20 protein-coding genes, 2 tRNA genes and 1 other RNA gene are annotated in these 20,573 nt (G+C 30.9%); 18 read left to right on the forward strand and 5 right to left on the reverse strand.

Annotated features, from left to right (window positions below):
* Positions 1–298: 298 nt before the first annotated feature.
* Entirely contained in the window at positions 299–466 is a 168-nt protein-coding gene (locus tag KPL51_RS21645; protein WP_216166272.1) for a hypothetical protein, read from the reverse strand.
* A 344-nt stretch (positions 467–810) separates the two neighbouring features.
* Here KPL51_RS21645 and KPL51_RS21650 point away from each other — a divergent pair, with 344 nt between their 5' ends.
* Positions 811–2,970 carry a methyl-accepting chemotaxis protein gene (locus tag KPL51_RS21650; RefSeq protein ID WP_216166274.1) on the forward strand — a complete coding sequence of 720 codons (2,160 nt, stop codon included), beginning with the start codon at positions 811–813 and terminating at the stop codon, positions 2,968–2,970.
* A gap of 20 nt (positions 2,971–2,990) precedes the next feature.
* Here the strand turns inward: KPL51_RS21650 and KPL51_RS21655 are convergent, their stop codons facing one another.
* The 4 genes from KPL51_RS21655 to KPL51_RS21670 form a co-directional block, all read right to left on the reverse strand.
* Entirely contained in the window at positions 2,991–3,875 is an 885-nt protein-coding gene (locus tag KPL51_RS21655) for a phosphatidylserine decarboxylase (protein ID WP_216166276.1), read from the reverse strand.
* Between the two features lie 37 nt (positions 3,876–3,912).
* On the reverse strand, positions 3,913–5,514 hold the full coding sequence (locus tag KPL51_RS21660; protein WP_216166278.1) for an ABC1 kinase family protein: 1,602 nt from the start codon (positions 5,512–5,514) through the stop codon (positions 3,913–3,915).
* 70 nt (positions 5,515–5,584) lie between these two features.
* Complete coding sequence (locus KPL51_RS21665) at positions 5,585–5,899, reverse strand: phasin family protein (protein WP_216166280.1); 315 nt, start codon at positions 5,897–5,899, stop codon at positions 5,585–5,587.
* A 133-nt stretch (positions 5,900–6,032) separates the two neighbouring features.
* Positions 6,033–7,421 carry a pyruvate carboxylase subunit B gene (locus KPL51_RS21670; RefSeq protein WP_216166282.1) on the reverse strand — a complete coding sequence of 463 codons (1,389 nt, stop codon included), beginning with the start codon at positions 7,419–7,421 and terminating at the stop codon, positions 6,033–6,035.
* A gap of 211 nt (positions 7,422–7,632) precedes the next feature.
* Here KPL51_RS21670 and KPL51_RS21675 point away from each other — a divergent pair.
* The 17 genes from KPL51_RS21675 (at position 7,633) to KPL51_RS21755 (ending at position 19,892) form a co-directional block, all read left to right on the forward strand.
* Positions 7,633–7,709: transfer RNA gene (locus tag KPL51_RS21675), tRNA-Arg, on the forward strand.
* A gap of 185 nt (positions 7,710–7,894) precedes the next feature.
* Positions 7,895–8,335, forward strand: coding sequence for a nucleoside deaminase (locus tag KPL51_RS21680; RefSeq protein WP_216166284.1), 441 nt, complete (start codon positions 7,895–7,897; stop codon positions 8,333–8,335).
* A 20-nt stretch (positions 8,336–8,355) separates the two neighbouring features.
* Complete coding sequence (locus KPL51_RS21685; protein WP_216166286.1) at positions 8,356–8,574, forward strand: (2Fe-2S)-binding protein; 219 nt, start codon at positions 8,356–8,358, stop codon at positions 8,572–8,574.
* Positions 8,575–8,864: 290 nt separating this feature from the next.
* Positions 8,865–9,641, forward strand: coding sequence for a DeoR/GlpR family DNA-binding transcription regulator (locus KPL51_RS21690; protein ID WP_216166288.1), 777 nt, complete (start codon positions 8,865–8,867; stop codon positions 9,639–9,641).
* On the forward strand, positions 9,638–10,573 hold the full coding sequence (pfkB, locus tag KPL51_RS21695) for a 1-phosphofructokinase (protein WP_216166291.1): 936 nt from the start codon (positions 9,638–9,640) through the stop codon (positions 10,571–10,573). The genes KPL51_RS21690 and pfkB overlap by 4 nt, the downstream gene beginning before the upstream one ends.
* Positions 10,574–10,605: 32 nt before the next feature.
* Positions 10,606–11,052, forward strand: coding sequence for a PTS sugar transporter subunit IIA (locus KPL51_RS21700; protein WP_216166293.1), 447 nt, complete (start codon positions 10,606–10,608; stop codon positions 11,050–11,052).
* Between the two features lie 58 nt (positions 11,053–11,110).
* Positions 11,111–12,505, forward strand: coding sequence for a PTS fructose transporter subunit IIC (locus KPL51_RS21705; RefSeq protein WP_216166295.1), 1,395 nt, complete (start codon positions 11,111–11,113; stop codon positions 12,503–12,505).
* Positions 12,506–12,674: 169 nt separating this feature from the next.
* Complete coding sequence (locus tag KPL51_RS21710; RefSeq protein WP_216166298.1) at positions 12,675–12,941, forward strand: HPr family phosphocarrier protein; 267 nt, start codon at positions 12,675–12,677, stop codon at positions 12,939–12,941.
* 94 nt (positions 12,942–13,035) lie between these two features.
* Positions 13,036–14,745: a phosphoenolpyruvate--protein phosphotransferase gene (ptsP, locus tag KPL51_RS21715; protein WP_216166300.1), complete on the forward strand. Its 1,710-nt coding sequence runs from the start codon at positions 13,036–13,038 to the stop codon at positions 14,743–14,745.
* A 210-nt stretch (positions 14,746–14,955) separates the two neighbouring features.
* A complete protein-coding gene (gene lgt, locus KPL51_RS21720; protein WP_216166302.1) occupies positions 14,956–15,720 on the forward strand; it encodes a prolipoprotein diacylglyceryl transferase in 765 nt (254 codons plus the stop codon).
* Positions 15,721–15,855: 135 nt separating this feature from the next.
* Positions 15,856–15,945: transfer RNA gene (locus KPL51_RS21725), tRNA-Ser, on the forward strand.
* A 10-nt stretch (positions 15,946–15,955) separates the two neighbouring features.
* Positions 15,956–16,221, forward strand: an RNA gene (gene ffs / locus KPL51_RS21730) — signal recognition particle sRNA large type.
* A 165-nt stretch (positions 16,222–16,386) separates the two neighbouring features.
* Positions 16,387–18,003: a DNA polymerase III subunit gamma/tau gene (gene dnaX, locus KPL51_RS21735; protein ID WP_216166305.1), complete on the forward strand. Its 1,617-nt coding sequence runs from the start codon at positions 16,387–16,389 to the stop codon at positions 18,001–18,003.
* Positions 18,004–18,219: 216 nt separating this feature from the next.
* A complete protein-coding gene (locus tag KPL51_RS21740) occupies positions 18,220–18,558 on the forward strand; it encodes a YbaB/EbfC family nucleoid-associated protein (RefSeq protein WP_216166307.1) in 339 nt (112 codons plus the stop codon).
* 42 nt (positions 18,559–18,600) lie between these two features.
* A complete protein-coding gene (gene recR / locus KPL51_RS21745) occupies positions 18,601–19,197 on the forward strand; it encodes a recombination mediator RecR (RefSeq protein ID WP_216166309.1) in 597 nt (198 codons plus the stop codon).
* Between the two features lie 62 nt (positions 19,198–19,259).
* Positions 19,260–19,538 (forward strand): DUF2508 family protein, encoded by a 279-nt coding sequence (locus KPL51_RS21750; protein ID WP_216166311.1) that lies wholly within the window; start codon positions 19,260–19,262, stop codon positions 19,536–19,538.
* 99 nt (positions 19,539–19,637) lie between these two features.
* Positions 19,638–19,892 (forward strand): pro-sigmaK processing inhibitor BofA family protein, encoded by a 255-nt coding sequence (locus KPL51_RS21755; RefSeq protein WP_216166313.1) that lies wholly within the window; start codon positions 19,638–19,640, stop codon positions 19,890–19,892.
* Positions 19,893–20,573: the final 681 nt, after the last annotated feature.

Below are 20,573 nucleotides of genomic sequence, written 5' to 3' on the forward strand. Positions count from 1 at the left end.
GGGGTCATTGTTTTTTTGTTATAAAGGTAGCTTGAAGCCTTGCAAATACAAGGATTTAAATAAATAAAACAAAGATAGTGTTTACACTATCGAGGAAGCGATGGTGTAAAGGTGTATTTTAGCAAGATTCTCTGGCACAGAACCACTACTAAGAATATTTTGTGAAATGGAAAATGAAACTATGGCAAGTGGAATAAGTAATACTATGAGAGAATTCTTAAACTTATAGGACAATTAATAAACTCAAAGAATAAACTCAAAGAATAAACCTAGTAAACACAGCGGTTACTGGGTTTAGTTATTTTTTAATTTTTACTTGTTCTAGATTAGAATCAGTATTACTACTAGTCATATTGGATATATTATACATAATAGCCATTTCAGTATTTGAAACTCCACTACTGCTTTTGTTAGCATCTAATTGATTAATTGAATTTTTTGCTTTTCCTAATTTATTATTTTTCATTAATAATTTACCTCCCAATAAAAGAATTACAGTAAAAATGTCAAGTGTATTATATAGTTTACCCATTTTGATATAAAGTATAAGTGAATACATACTTAACAACACAGTTTCGTGGCTTTTTTGTGTTTAAAGAAACAATAAATTGAATATAATGTAATACGTGTTACAATAAGAGAAAAATAATATAATATGTATAATATTAAAACATACTAGCAAAATAAATAATGTTATGTAATTACAAATTACAGGTTTTATGTTAAAATATATAAAAAAGTATTTTTGATTATTCAAAACACTATGATATATTTTATAATTGCTGCTGAACATGAATTAGGGGGGACTTTATGGGAATTAAACATTGGAAGTTTATAAAGAAACATGAAAGCAAAAATATTGAAAAGAAACAAAAAAAAGGACTAAAGTTGTTTGAAATTATAAAAAATAATAAAAAAGGTATTTCCATTAGAAAGAAAATACCAATTCTTATTGGAACACTAATAATTATATCCATGGTGACAACTTCTATTTTTACTTATATAAAATCATCTACCATAATATTTGATCAAAGTAGAGCGGAAATGATGTCCGTTAATAAGGGGGCAATAGAAACCATCGATGTTATGATAGAAAAACAGCAGGCACAGGTACAAGGTATATGTAATACCAAACAAATAATGGAAGTAATGGGACTTAAGGATAAGCCTGATGTAGTTTCATTGGGACGATATAAAACCGCAGTAAGTGAAAATAATGATAAGTTTGAGACCTATATATCTAATAATAAAGATGTTGAAAGAGTTTTTTTAGTTGATATAAATGGAAACATATTATCAGATAGTGATAAAACATCTATAGGAAAAAATGTATCAGACCAAACTTACCATTCAATTAGTTCAAGTGGTGGGTTAGCCATAAGTGAAACTATGAAATCTGACTTAACAGGAAAGGCGGTTGTGGTGTTTACTAGTCCAGTTGTAACTGAAGATAAATACGGTCAAGCAGTAGGTTACGTAGCAGTATCTGTATATGCAGAGAGCTTTTCAAAGTATATGAAAGATGTAAGTGTGTCTAATAGTAAATCAAGCTATGCGTATTTAATTGATGAAAAAGGTAAAATATTATATCATAAAAATAGTGAAAAGATAGGAAAGGATGTTGGAATTACATCAATAAAGGCATTAGTTGACAAGGTTTCAAAGGGACAAAAGGTCCAAGCTGGCACTACTGAGTATGCATTTGATGGAATTGAAAATTTCTCAGCTTATGGAGTTGTTCCAGTTACAAACTGGACATTGGTTATCACTGGAGATATAAATGAGATTAGACAACCAGTTAATGATATGACACAGAGAATTTTATTAATAGCAACAATTATAGGTATACTATCTATATTAATTGGTGTAGGTGTATCTAGGATAATAGTGAGTCCATTGACAAAGGTAACATTACTTGTAGATAAAACTTCTAAATTGGATTTAAGTGATGACAAGGATATAGACGACTTAATTAGAACTAATGATGAAATTGGAACTATATCTAGAGCTATAGTTAATATGAGAAAGACATTAAAAGATGTTGTACTAGATTTAATTGAAGCTTCAGATAATATCACAAGCAATGCGCTTACGGTTGAAGACCTTACAGATATATTAAAAGTTAAAGCTGAAGAAAGTTCTTTTGAGACTGAAAATTTATCAGCTGGAATGGAAGAGACCGCAGCCACAGCGCAGGAAATTTCTGCATCATCGGGAGAAATGAAAAACATAGTTAATATTATAGCCAAGAAAGCTTCAGATGGAATTAATATAGCCCAAGAAATTGTCAAAAAAGCAATGGGAATTACTGTTTCTACTACAGGGTCTAAGGAAGATACCGATATGCTTTATAATGATATAAAGAAACAGTTAGAAGTTGCAATAGAGGATTCAAAAGCAGTTGAGGAAATACATGGCCTGGCAACTTCCATACTGCACATAACTAGCCAAACCAATTTATTAGCGCTAAATGCTGCTATAGAAGCTGCAAGAGCTGGAGAAGCAGGAAGAGGGTTTGCGGTAGTAGCAGATGAGGTGAGAAAGCTGGCAGAGCAATCTGGAGCTACAGCAGCTAACATTCAAAATGTGGTTAAAGATGTAAATACTTCTGTAAAAAACTTATCTAGTAGTTCTACTAGAATGTTAGATTTTATGGATGAAGAAGTTTCTCTAAATTATGAGATTATTATGGGTACGGGAAAAGAATACATGGATGATGCAGAGAATTTCAATAAGTTTATGAGTGAATTTGATGAGACGGCAAAACAATTAAATTCATCAATAAATGGAATTGCGATTGCAATAGATCAGGTTGCAGGCACGGTTAATGAAGGATCAGAAGGTATATTTAAAATTTCAGATAAGAGTATAGATATAGTAAATAAAATGGAAGAAATAAAAAGTACTACTAGTGGAAATAAAATTAGTGCAGAAAAATTAAAAGACATAACATCGAAATTTAAGATATAATAGAAAATAGGACTGAAAGATTATTTCAGTCCTATTTCTTCGCCCATGATTACAGAGGTTTCAAAACCTAATTGTGTTTGGGCGAGTATATCATCATTAATTTTTGCAGCATCTTTTTTTAAAAATAGGATTACAGTGGACCCGCCAAATTTGAAATATCCTTTTTCCTCTCCTTTTTTAATTTTGGAGTTTGGATTATAATTTTGAATAATTGAGCCTACGCAAGTAGCACCAACTTCTATATATATAATATCATCAAAATTATCTGAGTGAAATACACTCCATTCTCTTTTATTTTGACAAAAAAGTTTTTTTACACTTTTTAAGGCTATGGGATTTACAGAATAATAATGACCATTAATTTTAGTTGTATCATCACATGCTCCGTCATCAACAAAATGAAACCTATGATAATCCGTGGGGCATAATCTAAAAATCAAGCAAGTGCCACCCTGGTATAGCTTGTATATTTCATTATCTTGGAGGAGTTCTTTAAGTGAATAAGTAAATCCTTTTATTTGAACTAAATCATTTAAATTAATATCTTGGTAGGCAGAAATTTTTCCGTCACAAGGTGAAATTAGAGCATTATTATTTTCAGGTATTAGCCTGGCTTTTGAATTTAAAGTTCTTATAAAGAATTCATTGAAAGAAGAGTATTCATCATAAGTCCTATCATATTTAGACATATCAATATGCAAATCATCAATAAAAACCTTGATTTTTCTAGAACTTATTTTTGTATCACAGTAATAACCATATAATTTTGAAAAAAGTTTTTTCTTAAGTAGTAGCTCAACTAGTCCTTTCCCAACGGGAGAGCAGTAAGACCAATTCAAATACTTTTCTCCTGCGACCCTTTCAATTTCATATTTATTCTCTTTTCTATTGTAATACTTAATCATAAAATACCTCGTTTTTAAAGTTTATAGTAGTAAATTCTTATAGTTTACCAGATCTTATTATAGAGATTAATAACCAAAAGCCCATAAATGCTGCGGTTACAAAACCAGTTATACCAATAATTGATATGCTATATATTTTAGGACCTATATTAGAGTTTAAAAGTGTAGAAGAACCTATGATCATAGAGGAAATAATAAGAGCAAAAACTAGTCTGTTTATACCTTTATTTATTTCACTTATAGGTGTATTTAAGTTTTTATGCTCGAGTTGTAGTTTAGCTCTCCCACTAATCAAACTGTCAGATAGCTCCATAATTTTTGAGGGAAGTCTAAAGGAGTCTTTTACAAATGCATAGGAACGGATAAGTAAAGTGTCAAAGTCCAAATGACTTAACAAGGAAAATTTATTGTTAGATTTTACATAAGGAATAGCTATATCTATGATTTTTATATCTGGAGCAATACTTGCAATTACTCCTTCTAAAATAACAAGACCTCTTATTAACAGTGTTAAGTCTCGTGGTAGACGTATATTGTTTCGTTTTGCTATATCGAAAATTTCAGAGAGCATAACTGAAACTTGAATATTGTTTAAAGAAATCGAAAGATAGTTTGCAAGAAGATAATCTATATCCTCATATAGTTTGTTTTTATCTACATATCCTTTTTTTATTCCTATAGCTAAAAGAGCAGAAATCATTTTATTTATGTCATTAAAAGCAACGGCTGAGATCATATCGTTTAGTGTAGATTTTATAGAATTTGAAAGACTTCCCATAATTCCAAAATCTATAAAACAAATTTTACCTTCGCAGATAAATATATTTCCAGGATGTGGATCGCCATGGAAAAAACCATCTTCTAGAACTTGTTTTAAGTAAGACAAAGCTAGTTTTTTACCTAAATCATCAAGGTCATAATGACCGATAAGTAGTTTTTTTAGATCATCTACTTTAAAACCATAGACTCTTTCCATAGTTAAAACCTTAGTGCTACATAAATCCTCAACCACATAAGGTACATATAAGAATGCAACATCTTTGTTTAAATCTTTAAAAGTATTTATATTTTTAGCTTCATTATTGAAATCAAGTTCAAGCTCTGTAATTAATAGAATTTCATGTAAGGCTTCTTCTGGGTCGATTAAGGCATCAGAAAATCTTGCCTTTGTAAGTTTTATAATGCGAACTAGTATAGAGATATCCAGTTTCATTTTTTCTGCAATATCTGGTCTTTGTATTTTTACTACAACCTCTCTACCGTCTTTTAATATAGCTTTATGTACTTGTGAAATAGATGCAGAGGCTAGTGGTTTTTCGTTAAATTTTTCAAAACAATCAGTTGTGGATATTGCAAACTCATCAAAAAATACTTTGTTTATTGTTTCAATATTTTCTGGGGCAACATCATCTTGAAGTTTTGATAGCTCAGATATATATTCTGGGGATAACAAATCTGGCCTTGTACTAAGTATTTGTCCTATTTTTATAAAAGTAGGACCAAGCTCTTCAAAGGCTTTTCTTAAATTTTCAGGAAGTTTATTTTGTTTATTAAACTTAGAGTCTACAATATATCCAAAACCATAGGAGCCAAGAACTTTAACAATTTCTCTAAATCGATTAACAGATTTTCGTCGCATTTCATACCTCTCTTAAATTGAAAAGCCCTAGAGTTAATAGTAGGACTTTTATTTGTATTACAATATTAATTTATGGAAGGGTCACTTCTAAATTTGCTAACCTTTTATTTAGTTTTTCAATATCCTCTTTGGTTGCAAAGTTCATTTCCTTTAAGATTAAAATCATATCTTCTTTTGTCAGTGGATCTTTCCCTTTTGCAGAAGAGATATCTACATCTTTTTTTACTTTCACAGTTCTTTTTAGTTCTTCAGATAAGTTTTTGCCCTCTTCTAAGGTTAGTTTACCCTTTTGTACAAAATCATCAATTAGATTTGTAGCTTTATCATAAGTGTAAGCTGCAGATCCAAGCCCTGCTAGAAAAAAATTTTTAATATCATTATTCAATTAAAACACCTCCATAGAATAGTATATAATCTACATTATATACTATTCTATGTATAAAAATACTAATAATAAATCAACATCTTCAATTTAAAAATAAAGCCCTCAATTAAAAATTGAGGGCTTTATTTTTAAATTATATAGGCTGACTCTTAGTTTCTATTCTTATTTGATCCACAGAAGGTTTTTGTTTTTTGTTTTTAATAAATTCTTCAGCAATTTGAGGAAATGCTAAATAAGATAAAATATCCTCATCACTATTAGTTAAATCCTTTAAATACTCCTTTGCACTTTCAAAAGCTGGTGCTAAGGTATCCGCATATCTTCCAACAATAGGTTTTTCGTTACCTAAGGCTTTTTTAAGAAGAGTTGCATTAATTGGTCCAGGTGATGTGCCATATTCACCTCGGAAGTAGGCTTTAACTTCTTTTAATATCATTTTATATCGCACGCCAGTTAAAACATTCATTGTAGCTTGAGTACCAACCATTTGACTCATGGGAGTTACTAGTGGCGGGAAGCCTAAATCTTCTCTTACCCTGGGTACTTCTGCTAAAACAGCATCTAATTTATCAATAGAGTTTTGTTCTTTAAGTTGTGAAATCATGTTAGAAAGCATACCACCAGGGACTTGATTAGTTAAACCCTCAGGACTGGGAGTTAAAACTATTGGATCTAATAACCCAGAAGCTAAAACTTCTTTTTTTATAGGTTTGAAAAAATCGTTTATGTTCGTAAGTTTTGTAATATCTAGTCCAGTATCATATCCAGCGGTGGTTAATGCCTGATGCATAGTTTCTGTAGGTGGCTGAGAAGTTCCGCTAGAGAAAGATGATATAGCACAATCAATACCAGTAGCACCAGCTTCTATTGCTTTATAATAAGACATTTCAGCAAGTCCGTTTGTACAATGAGAATGAAGGTATACAGGTATTTTTACTGTTTCAACTATTCCCTTAACTACATCATAAGCAATACTTGGCATAATAAGACCGGCCATATCCTTAATGCATATAGAATCTGCGCCCATTTCTTCAAGTTGTTTAGCTAGTTTTGTATAATTATTAACATCATGAATTGGGCTTACAGTATAAACTATAGCGCCCTGTGCATGTGCTCCTTGTTTTTTAGTTTCATCCATAGCAACTTTTATATTTGTGAAATCATTTAGAGCATCAAATATTCTTATTATATCTATGCCATGGTATACAGACATTTTAATGAATTTTCTTACTACGTCATCAGGATAATGTTTATAACCTAATATGTTTTGACCACGAAGAAGCATTTGTAGTGGAGTTTTTTTAGCCATACTTTTTATTTTTTGGAGTCTTTCCCAAGGATCTTCATTTAAATATCTTAAACAGGAATCAAAAGTAGCACCACCCCAACATTCTAATGAATGATAACCTGCATTATCTAAAGCAGGAAGTATAGGAGCGAAATCTTCGAATTTTAATCTTGTAGCAATCAAAGATTGGTTGGCATCTCTAAGAACGGTCTCTATTATATGTACTTTTTTCATTTAATCACCCCATAATGAAATCTTATTTATTGATAGTTTAGCATAAAAACTCATAAAAAAACATGCAATAAATAATTTATTTATCAGAAAAAAGCAATTTATCTTGCAATTAATATTTTGTGTTGATAATTCTTATATATTTATGTTTAATTTAGTTATAGGTTGACATACTTATAAAAGTGTAATAATATATTAGGGTACAATTAAATATGCACCCGTAGCTCAGTAGGATAGAGCGTCCCCCTCCTAAGGGGAAGGCCGGAGGTTCGACTCCTCTCGTGTGCACCAAGGAACTAGCAAAGTAATATTTTGCTAGTTCCTTTTATTTCTTTGGAAATTATATTTACTTATAAAAAACAATGGTAATTTAATAAGTATAGATATAAATTCTCAAATAAATGTATTGAAAGTCTGAGAGCTAAAAAGTATAATAATTATTAAAGAATAATCATTAAAAGGATAAAGGGATTAACATGAGAAAAGATTTTATGCATGAATCATTAAAAGAAGCAAAAAGATCATTATTATTACATGAAGTCCCTGTAGGTGCAATTATAGTAAAGGACAATAAAATAATTGCGAGAGCTCATAACCTCAGAGAAACGCTTCAAGATGCTACCGCTCATGCAGAAATTTTAGCTATAAAAAAAGCTTGCGCGCTATTGGGCAGCTGGAGATTAACTGGGTGTGATATGTATGTAACATTAGAACCATGTCCTATGTGTGCAGGGGCTATATTACAGTCTAGGATAAACAAATTATATATAGGTATTTTTGATCCTAGTATAGGAGCTTGTGGTTCAGTTATAAATCTTATTCAAAATGAAGCATTAAATCATTGGACGGAGATAAATTGGTTATATAACGAGGAATGTGGTAATTTATTGACTGATTTTTTTAAAGATAAAAGATAAGGAGAAAGGAGAAAAATATTATGGATGGAAATATAAATAATGAGATAATGGATAAACTTACAAAAGTATGTCTATGTAAGGCTATACCAAGGTCTACAATAAAAAAGGCTATTCAAAATGGAGCAAGGACGGTAGAGGAAGTCCAAAAGGCTACAGGAGCTGGTTCCGGTGGATGTAAGGGGCATAGATGTACTCCTAAGATAGAGGAACTTTTAAAAAGCTATTTAAAAAATGAATAGTATAATTTGTATTAAATGGGAGGTAATAGGTAAACAATTATATATTTTAAATGGAATTAATATAATAAAAACGAAGCCAAAAGGTTTCGTTTTTGTGTTTTTTGATAAATTTATTTTATAACATTACATAATTATAAAATAAAAGTTGAAATTAACATAAAAAACGTTTTTTTATTATTGACAACGATATCATAATATACTAAAATGAACATAAGCGAAAGCAAATGAAACTAAAACATACCAAAACGAACATCGCAATTCTAAATATAATAAAAGGAAGTTTGAAAATTATGTTTGCAGAGGAAAGAAAATCAGAAATACTAGATAGTTTAAATAGAAATGGAAAAGTAAAAGTGTGTGAATTATCTAAGACTTATGAAGTGTCGGAAGTTACTATACGTCGTGATCTTCAAGAATTAGAAGAGTCAGAACTTATAAAAAGGGTACATGGCGGAGCGGTATTAAACGATAATACTAAATTTGAACCCACATTTTCAGAAAAGATAGATAAGTTTTATGACGAGAAAGAATCTGTAGGAAAGCTTGCCGCATCCATGATAGTGGATGGGGACACGATAGTGCTAGATGCAGGGACAACTACTCTTAATATTGCAAGGTTTATAAAAGCTAAAAACATTACGGTGTTAACAAATTCAGTAGACATAGCCTTTGAACTTGCTAAAAGACAGAATGTAGAGGTTATTGTTACGGGGGGCACATTGAGATGGGAAACCAGAGCACTTGTGGGACCAGTAGCAGATAGTACATTTAAAAACTTTAGGGTAGATAAAGCTTTTATAGGTACCAATGGTGTATGTATTATTAATGGGTTAACTACTCCAAATATTATTGAAGCAAACACAAAAAGAGAAATGATAAAAATAGCCAGGAAAATTATAGTAGTATGTGACCATACTAAATTTAACAAAGTTTCATTTGCTAAAATAGTTGACCTAGATATTATTGATTTAATTATTACAGATAATCAATTAGACGATGAATTATTAGAAAAGTTTAAAGAAAAAGACGTGAAAATTATAAAAGCAAAACAAGGGGTGAAAAAATGATAATAACAGTGACTCTAAACCCAGCCTTAGATAAAACAATAGAAATAGATGAATTTAAAATAGACTGTGTTAATAGAATTTCGTCTACAAGAGTTGATGCTGGTGGAAAAGGTATTAATGTATCTAAAGTTATTAAGGAATTAAAACATGAAAGCATGGCTTTAGGTTTTCTAGGTGGGGACTGTGGAAATCAAATAAAAAATTATTTAGACAGGTTAAATATTAATAATGATTTTCTAACATTAAAAGGTGAAACTAGGACTAATATAAAAATATTTGATAAGGTCTACAATACACATACTGATGTAAATGAAAGTGGACCTAGTTTAAGTAAAGAGGATATTACCAATATAAAAGAGAAAATTGCGGAACATTGTAAAGAAGATTCTTTAGTAGTGCTTTCAGGTAGTGTGCCAAGTGGAGTAGATATATCCATATATGGTGAAATAATTAAAAGTGTAAAAAACAAGGGCGGCAAGGTTATATTAGATGCTGAGGGTGAACTCTTAATGCAAGGAATTAAGGCTGGCCCATATATGGTTAAACCAAACGTTGAAGAACTTGAAAAAGCCTTTGGTGTGAGTATTAATAACCAGGCTGAAGTTATTGAAATTGCTAAAAAAGTATTAGAGTATGGAGTAAAATATGTAGTAATATCTCAAGGATCAGAAGGGTCAATATTTATAAGTAGTGATAAAATTGCAAAAGTAAAAGGCCTTAAGGTAGAAGTTAAGAGTACTGTAGGAGCTGGCGATTCAATGGTGGCAGCAATGGCCGTAGCAATTCAAGAAAAATATAGTTTTGAAGAAACTATGAAGCTCGCCTGTGCAACAAGTACAGCTAATGTAATGACTGAAGGAACTCAAACAGGAAGACTTGTTGACATAGAGAAGCTTAAAAAAGAGATAACTATAGATTATATAACGAAATAACTATAAATTATAAAACGAAAGGATGATTATCAATGGATATTACTGAATTATTAAATGTTAATCTAATTAAACTTGAACTTACTAGTAAAACAAAAGAGGACGCAATAAAAGAAATGGCAAAAATGTTAGATGAAGATGGAAAATTACTAGATAGTGATATATACATAAAGGCTGTAATGGATAGAGAAAAGGAATTTTCAACAGGAATAGGTATGGGAATAGCTATTCCGCATGGTAAAAGTAGCGGCGTTAAAGAACCTGCATTAGTATTTGGGAAAAGTACTGAGGGAATTGATTATCAGTCTATGGATGACGAACTAGCTCATATATTCTTTTTAATAGCTGTACCAGAAGAGTCAAGTAATGAGCATTTAAAAATATTAAGCCAGATTTCTAGAAAATTAATGCATAAAGAATTAAGGGATAGCTTAATGCAAGCTAAGAGTGCGCAGGAAATAATTACTTTATTAGAACAATAGACATAATATGTTAACATAAATTTTTAGAAAATACAAAACATAAAAGGGGGAAGGGTTTATGAAATTTGTAGCAATAACTTCATGTCCAACAGGAATAGCTCATACTTATATGGCAGCTGAGGCTCTTGAAATGGCAGCAAAGGAAATGGGTGAAGAAATTAAAGTAGAAACTCAAGGTTCTGTAGGGGCAGAAAATCAATTGACAGAGAAAGATATAAGGGAAGCTAGAGTGGTAATAATTGCAGCTGATACTAATGTTTTAAAGGAACGTTTTGCAGGAAAGACTATAATTGAAGTTGGGGTAAAAGATGCAATTAAAGATCCAAAGGGGCTTATACAAAGAGCAAAAGATATAAAATTGGAAGATAAAAACAATTTAAAAGTTATTAATACAGAAGCAAAAAAGGTTGAGAAAAAAGGTCCTTATAAGCACCTTATGACAGGGGTTTCTTATATGATTCCTTTTGTAGCAGCAGGAGGTATTTTAATTGCAATTTCTTTTGCTTTCGGAATACTAGCGTTTAAAGAGCCAGGAACAATACCAGCAGCTTTAATGACCATTGGTGGAGGTTCAGCATTTGCACTTATGATTCCAATACTCGCAGGGTTCATAGCATTCTCTATAGCAGATAGACCAGGTCTTGTACCAGGTATGGTCGGTGGTATGCTTGCTTCATCTTTAAATGCAGGATTTTTAGGCGGAATTGTAGCAGGTTTCTTAGCTGGTTATACTGTTCAATTTTTAAAGAAAACAATAAAATTACCAAAATCCTTAGCGGGGTTAATGCCAGTTATTATATTACCTGTATTATCGACATTAGTAGTAGGACTTGTAATGATATTTGTTATAGGAAAACCTATGACTATGATAAATGTAGGAATGGCTAGTTGGTTAAAGAATTTAAGTGGTGCAAACTCAGCTATACTTGGAATTATTATTGGTTTAATGATGGCTGCTGATATGGGTGGTCCAATTAATAAGGCAGCATATGCTTTTGGAGTGGGAACTCTAGTTGCAGGACAAACTTCAATGGTAATGGCAGCTGTAATGGCAGCTGGAATGACTCCTCCACTTGGAATAGCTCTTGCAACAATACTAGGAAAAAGAAAATTCACATTAGAAGAAAAAGAAGCAGCAAAAGCTGCTTGGGCACTTGGTGCTGCGTTTATAACAGAGGGTGCAATACCATTTGCTGCAGCGGATCCAATTAGAATGATACCTTCATTAATGGTGGGTTCAGCAACTACTGGTTTACTATCAATGCTATTCAAAGCAGCTATAGCAGTTCCTCATGGTGGAATATTTGTATTATTTATTCCTAATGCAGTTACTAATGCAGGTCTATATGCAGTAGCTATAGTAGCTGGTACAATAGTAACTTCTCTTATGATTTTATTATTGAAAAAGGATGTCTCGGTTAAAGAGGATGCTAATATTAAAGCACAATATTAATATTAAAGCACAATATTAATATTAGAGTAGAATAAAATAAATAATTCAACACAATATTAATAAATTTAACCATTGTTTATAAATGTATAATAGAGTAAAATATAAAATGTAAAGCATTGAAAAATAATTTGATTTTAATCGGAATCTAAGATGAAAAGGAGATATTTCTATGTACGAAGCAGAAATTGTGTTGATGAATGAACAGGGTTTACATGCAAGACCAGCTAGTATTCTTGCAAAAAAAGCATCTAAATTTAGTTCACATATAACTTTAATCAAAGACGGTAAAGAGTATAATGCAAAGAGTATAATAAACATATTAAGTATGGCAGCTTCAAAAGGCGATAAGATTAAAATTATTGCAACTGGAGACGATGAAGTAAAGGCTGTAGAAGATTTAAGAATAGTAATTGAGCAAGAGATTGTAGGACTTTAAAGAGTATTAAGCATAAAGTAAAATTCACTCCTAGGCTAGCAAAACATTTAAATTTGCTGCAAGGAGTGAATTTCGCTTATAAGGAGGTAATTTAATGAAAGGCATTGGAGTTTCGCCTGGAATAGTAATAGGAAAAGCATTATTAAAAGAAGAAAAGAAAATTATCATAGAGAAAAAAAGTATTATAAACTGTGAAGAAGAAATTGAAAGATACAAGTCGGCTATGGATAATAGTAAGAGTGAAATTCAAGATATATATAATAATGTATTAAAAAGTATGGGTGAAAAGGAAGCAACCATATTTGAAGCTCATTTAATGATATTAGAAGATCCTGAAATGTTAGAGCAAATTGAGAAAAAAATTAAAGATGATAAGGTCAATGCTGAATGGGCATTAAAAGAAATATCAGAAACGTTTATAGCTATGTTTGATGCTATGGATAATGAATACATGAAAGAAAGAGCGGCAGATATTAAGGATGTAACATCAAGACTTATGAAGAAATTGTTGAATATTAAAGAAGTTAATTTTGGTAATTTAGCTAATGAAGTTGTAATAGTAGCACATGATTTAACACCGTCAGATACATCACAGATAGACAAAAAAAAGGTTTTAGGATTTATAACAGAAATTGGTGGAAGAACTTCACACTCTGCTATAATGGCTAGGACTTTAGAAATCCCGGCTATAGTTGCAGTAAAAGAGATAACCACTAAAGTTAAGAATGGAGATTTAATTGTTTTTGACGGTGAAGAAGGTTTAATGTTTGTTAATCCAGAAGAAAAAATAGTGAAACTTTATAAAGAGAAAAAAGCAGAACATGATAAATCTAAGAAACAGTTAGAGTTATTAATAGGAAAAGAAAGTATCACAACGGATGGTATAAAAGTAGAATTATCTGCAAATATTGGAACTCCAAAGGATTTGGATAGTGTTATAAGTCATGATGGTGAAGGCATAGGCTTATACAGATCAGAGTTTTTATATATGGATAGAGACTCAGCACCAACTGAAGAAGAGCAATACGAAGCTTACAAAGAAGTTGCGCAGAAAATGAAAAATAAACCTGTGGTTATTAGAACACTAGATGTTGGTGGAGATAAGGAATTAGATTATTTAAATCTGCCTAAAGAGATGAATCCTTTTTTAGGATATAGAGCTATAAGGGTTTGTTTAGATAAGGTAGATATATTTAAAACTCAATTAAGAGCTATACTTAGAGCTAGTGCTTATGGAAATATTAAAATAATGTTTCCTATGATTTCTAGCATTGAAGAATTAAGACAAGGGAAGGTTATTTTGGAAGATGTTAAAAATGAATTGAAGAAAGAAAATAAATCATTCAATGAGAATTTAGAAGTGGGAATTATGGTAGAGATACCTGCAGCGGCTATTATTTCTGATATGTTAGCTAAAGAGGTAGACTTTTTTAGCATAGGAACTAATGACCTTATTCAATACACAACTGCAGTTGACAGAATGAATGAGAAAATATCTCATTTATATAATCCATTCCATCCTGCATTACTAAGACTAGTAAAGCTGGTTATAGAAAGTGCTCATAAAGAAAATAAATGGGTTGGTATGTGTGGAGAAGTAGCGGGAGATCCTAAAATAATACCTATTTTAATTGGGATGGGACTAGATGAATTTAGTATGAGTCCTATATCTATTCTAAAAGCAAGAGGTATTATTAGGAATATATCTCAAAGTGAAATGAAAATTTTAGCAGAGCAAGTTGTTAATCTACCTACAGCAGATGAAGTTGAAAAATTTATAGAAAAAAATATAAATATAAAATAATAAAATAAAATCTTTTAATAAAAGTAGAACTCTTGAATTTTAGAGTTCTCTCTTTTGTATTAAATATTTATCTTTACTTTTTTACAATAGTGAGACACAATATTTATAACATTGATTATAAAGAATCAAGTTTAACTAATAGACTTGATTCTTTTGAGTGTATTTTTAATGTTTTATAAAAAAGATACAATATAAAAGGAGAGGGTACTTATGGATCCAATAGCTTTTAATATATTTGGATTACCCATTGCATGGTACGGTATTTTTATTGCAACAGGAATGATGGTTGGAATTATACTAGCGAGTTATACTTCTAAGTTGAAAAATGTCAATTATGATGAACTTTTAAATATTATACTAATAGCTTTTCCTATAGCTATTATTGGTGCTAGAGCATATTATGTAGTGTTTGAATTTGATCAATATAGGGATAACTTAATACAAGTATTTAATATTCGTCAAGGTGGGCTTGCTATACATGGTGGAGTTATATTCGGTATGCTAGCTGCATTAATATATACAAGGTATAAAAAAGAAAATCTGATGCAATTTGCTGATGTGGCAGCACCATCTATAATTATTGGTCAGGCTATAGGTAGATGGGGAAATTTCTTTAATAGTGAGGCCCATGGTGGACCGGTTACTCAAACTTTTATAAGTAAATTTCCGAATTTCATACAAAAGGGAATGCTAATAGACGGAGTGTATTATCATCCAACTTTTTTATATGAATCAATGTGGAATGTGATGGTATGTTTAATACTGATTTATTTATTAACAAAGACATTTAAAAAGGGAACTGTGTTTTTCACCTATATAGGGTTATATTCTATTGGAAGGTTTTTTATAGAGGGACTCAGAACTGACAGTTTAATGTTTGTAGGTATAAGGGTAGCACAACTAATAAGTTTAGCAGGAATTGCGCTATGGATTATATTCCTTGCAATTAATTATAAAAGGAAGACCTTAGAATAATATCTGAGGTTGGGATAAGTTTCAAAAACATTTAATTAAAAAACTATTGAAATTACTACTTATTAATAGTATAATTGTCTTTGTTGCACTACTTTTGTGCATACAAAGTACAAAATACTATGTTTTATACTTTATGGAGAGATGTCCGAGTGGCTTAAGGAGCACGCCTGGAAAGCGTGTGTAGGGGAAACTCTACCGAGGGTTCGAATCCCTCTCTTTCCGCCAGTTTATATTTCCGTACTAGCCGGGGAGTTAGCGGTGCCCTGTAACCTGCAATCCGCTACAGCAGGAGTGAATTCCTCGCTTAGGTTATAAAATGTGTGGTCTGACCTATATAAGTGGTGTTGAGAATTGGGCCCCACGCAATGGAAACTCATGAACCCCGTCAGGTCCGGAAGGAAGCAGCGGTAAGTGAACATTTCCATGTGCCGTGGATCAACCTGATTTGAGCTAACTGTATAGGTAACGCGCATAGTTTATACATCGAAGCGAGGTGTACGGTCTACAATAAAAAGATAAGATGCCTATGAAGGTGTCTTTTTTTTATAAATATAGGCTTATAATTTGATTTAAATGATATAATTATTTAAGATGGTAAATGCAAATTATTAATTTATAAGTATTTGCCATTAAAATAAATGTTATTACTTAAAAGAGGTGAAATTTGTGGCATATAAGGCTTTATATAGAGAATGGAGACCAAAAACGTTTCAAGATGTAGTAGGTCAGGAGCATGTTACTATAACCTTAAAAAACCAAATAAGTAGCAAACGAATTGCTCATGCATATCTATTATGTGGTACAAGAGGAACGGGAAAAACCTCAACAGCTAAGATACTTGCAAAAGCGGTTAATTGCACAAATTCCGATCATGGAGAGCCATGCAATGAGTGTGAAATGTGTTTGAAGATAAATTCAGGAACAGCAATAGATGTTATTGAGTTAGATGCTGCTTCCCATAATGGAGTAGATAATATCCGCGATATAATTGAAGATGTTCAGTATCCACCTCAGGAAGCTACATATAAAGTATACATTATAGATGAGGTTCATATGTTGTCCATAGGTGCAGTTAATGCTTTCTTAAAGACCCTAGAGGAACCGCCAAGTAATACAATATTTATCTTAGCTACAACTGATCCTCAAAAATTACCAATAACTATACTATCTAGATGTCAAAGATTTGACTTTAAAAGGATAAAAAGTGCAGATATAGTTGAAAGGCTTAGAAAAATTGCTACGGACCAAGGCGTTTATGTAGAAGATAATAGTTTAAAATTAATATCAAGGGTTTCTGATGGAGCAATGAGAGATGCTTTAAGTATTTTAGATCAATCTATATCAATGAACGATGGCAAGGTAGAGTATGGTGATGTTATAGATATGTTGGGCCTTGTGACGTCTGAAAGTCTTATAATACTTTCTAATAGTATAATAGATAGAAATATTGAAGGTGCAATAAAGAGTATAAATGAAATAGTTTTTAGCGGTAAGGATATATATGTATTTATAAAAGATATGACTACTCATATGAGAAATCTACTCATGGCTAAAGTAAGTGACAATGTTGAAGAAATCTTAGATATGTCTAGTGAAAATATAGATATTCTAAAACAGCAAGCATCTAAAATTAGAGTAGAGGAAATCATGAGAAACATAAAGATACTTCAAGATGCGGAGCAGCAAGCTAAATGGAGTAAGCAAAATAGAATTTATTTAGAACTTGCAGTTATTAAAATGTGCAAAATAGAATATGACACATCAAAAGAAGTGCTATTAGCTAGAATAAACAAATTGGAAGAAATAATAAAGCAGGGAAAAATAACTGTAGCTTGTGAAAGTATAACCCCTGTGATATCTGGAAAAAATAACGAAACAAAAGAAAATGCACAAAAGAAGAACATACAAATAAGACCAGTAAAAAAGTTTAATTCTAATTCTAAATTAACTGTGGATAACGTTAAGAAGTCTTTTAAGGATATTTTAGACATGTTTAAGGCGAGAAGACATATGGTAATATACGCTTCTTTGCTTACCGGAGAAATTACGTCCTGTGAAGGTGGCGTAATAGAGTTAAGTTACGAAAAACAATATGCCTTTAATAAAATCAGGCTTGAGAAAGAGGAAAACAGAAATATAATAGAAGAAATATTTTCTGAATCACTAAAAGAACCAGTAAAAATAAAATATAATGTAGAGGCTGAGGAAAAAGAGAGTAAATCACCAGAGGATATTCTAATAGAGACATTTGGAGAAGATCTTGTGGAAATACTAGATGAGTAAGGATTATAATAAATGAATATCATTTATAAAAAATATTTACTTATTTAATGGAAATTATTATAGGTATTAGTATATAATAATAAAGAATAGGTATAATGGATTAACAACATATATCAGTTTAGATTATAAACACTTAAATTAAAATTTATTTGTTATAAATCTGAAGGAGATAAATATAATATTAACTCAATAACTAATAAATAGGAGGTAAGTATTATGGCAAAAGGCGGATTTCCAGGTATGGGTGGAAATATGAATAGTTTAATGAAACAAGCGCAAAAGTTTCAGCAACAAATGGAAGAAATGCAAAAGGACTTAGGAGATAAGAGATTTGAAGCATCTGTTGGTGGTGGAGCAGTTACTGCAATAGCTAATGGAAAGAGACAATTAGTTGAGGTGAAAATAAAACCAGAGGTAGTAGATCCAGATGATGTTGAAATGCTTGAGGATTTAATTATGAGTGCTTGTAATGAGGCACTAAAAAAGGCAGAAGAGGAAACAAGTAGTGAAATGGGTAAGCTAACTGGCGGATTAAATATGCCAGGAATGTTTTAATAAAAAGTAGTTTAAAAGCTATATTGTTATGAGGTGACTAGAGTGGATTTTTATCCAGTGGCAATAGAAAAACTTATAGAAGAATTTGCTAAACTCCCCGGTATTGGGAGAAAGACAGCTCAGAGGCTTACATTATTTGTTCTAAACCTTCCAAGGGAAGAAGTGGAAGAGTTTTCTTCCGCACTGGTTAAAGCTAGAGGAACTTTAAAATACTGTTCTGTATGTGGATGTTTTACAGATACAGACCCCTGCGCAATTTGTTCTAATCCTAATAGGGATAAGAGTATTATATGTGTAGTTGAAAATCCAAAAGATATTATTACCATGGAAAGGGTAAGAGAATTTAATGGGGTTTATCATGTCCTTCATGGAACAATATCGCCTATGGCAGGTAGAGGTCCTGAAGATATTAAATTAAGAGAACTTATAAGAAGAATTAATGGAGAAGTGAGTGAAGTAATAGTAGCAACTAATCCAAACATAGAGGGAGAGGCTACAGCTATGTATATATCTAAAATATTAAAACCATTAGGTGCAAAAGTTACAAGAATTGCGCATGGTATCCCGGTTGGTGGAGATTTAGAATATACGGACGAAGTAACTCTTTCTAAAGCTATGGAAGGAAGAAAAGAAATATAGAATATTACTCCTGTTTTATGTCAAGAATTTAGAAAAGATATAAAATGGGAGGTTTTTTTATTATGAATAGAAAAAAAATAATTCAAATATTATTCTCAAATCTAAAATATACTGATGAGCAGAAAGATATTATTGTGCAATTAGAAGAAGCTAAACTTCAATGGGAAGTAGCGAAAAAATACTTTGCAGTGGCTGATGATCCAAAACTTATAGATTATGCAATTTTTAGAGAAGATCAATGTAAAGCTAAATACATATATTTCTTAGTAGAAGCCAAAAAAAAAGGTGTCACAATTGATGCGAGTTACATGATAGAGGAGCTTGATGCTATTAATATATAAAATTATTTTGAGAAATTTATAATATTTTTCAAAAATTATAAATATATTATTAATAATGATTAAGGTTGATATTTTAGATTAACATAGGGGGATTTGGATATGGAAGTGGTATTATATTTTTTAATTGCTATAGTGGGCATGGTAATTATAGTAAAACTCTTTTCTTGGCCATTAAAAATCTTAGGTAAGTTAGTATTGAATGGAGCTTTGGGTGTATTACTCTTATTACTTGTTAATTTTGTAGGCGAGTATGTGGGTATAACTATTGCAATAAATGCTGTAACTGCACTTATTGCAGGATTCTTAGGAGTGCCAGGAGTGATATTTTTAATGATTTTTAGTAAATTAATGTAATATTATTATAGCAAAGATGCGTTGTATCAATAATAAAACAAGAATGGAATAGGGCATATTCAAAGAAATGACTATTTAGTACCTTAGTTATTCCTTAGAAGAGGCTCTATATTTTTTGTTTTTCATAAATAAAATGATTTACCATAGTATATTTTTAAGCTATAAAGGTTAATACTTAATATATACGGTAACTGAATCCATCATTTATTGTAGAAACCTATTAGACCGTAGGAGAGAGCAGAATAACTATCCTGGTGTATCAATACAAGGTATATAGAGAGAAAGTTTAAAAACTAAAGAATACTCAACCTGTTTTATTTTAATTACTTTAAACTAAAGTATATGATATATATATTTTATGATAAGATATTAAATGTTGCTGAAGACAAGTAATTATATATTAATAATTGTGTAAAGAAGTTTTGTGATAATTATTAAAATTACGTTGACAAAAGCAAACTAAACTGATAGAATAGTAGAAGTTGTCGAATGATGACAAATCAAATTGGTCTTTGAAAATTAAACAGAGAAATAGGTAAAATAACGAAATAATATTTCGTTAGACCAGTTAATTACTTTAGATAAAGAATTAATTTTAGTCGTAAGACTAAAAAGTATGTAATGAGCTTGAGTAACAACTTAACAGTTGTCTCAGATTATTCATTTCAAATAAAAAGTGTA

The sequence above is a fragment of the Clostridium bowmanii genome (assembly GCF_018861315.1).
GTDB classification, from domain to species: Bacteria; Bacillota; Clostridia; order Clostridiales; family Clostridiaceae; genus Clostridium_AD; species Clostridium_AD bowmanii.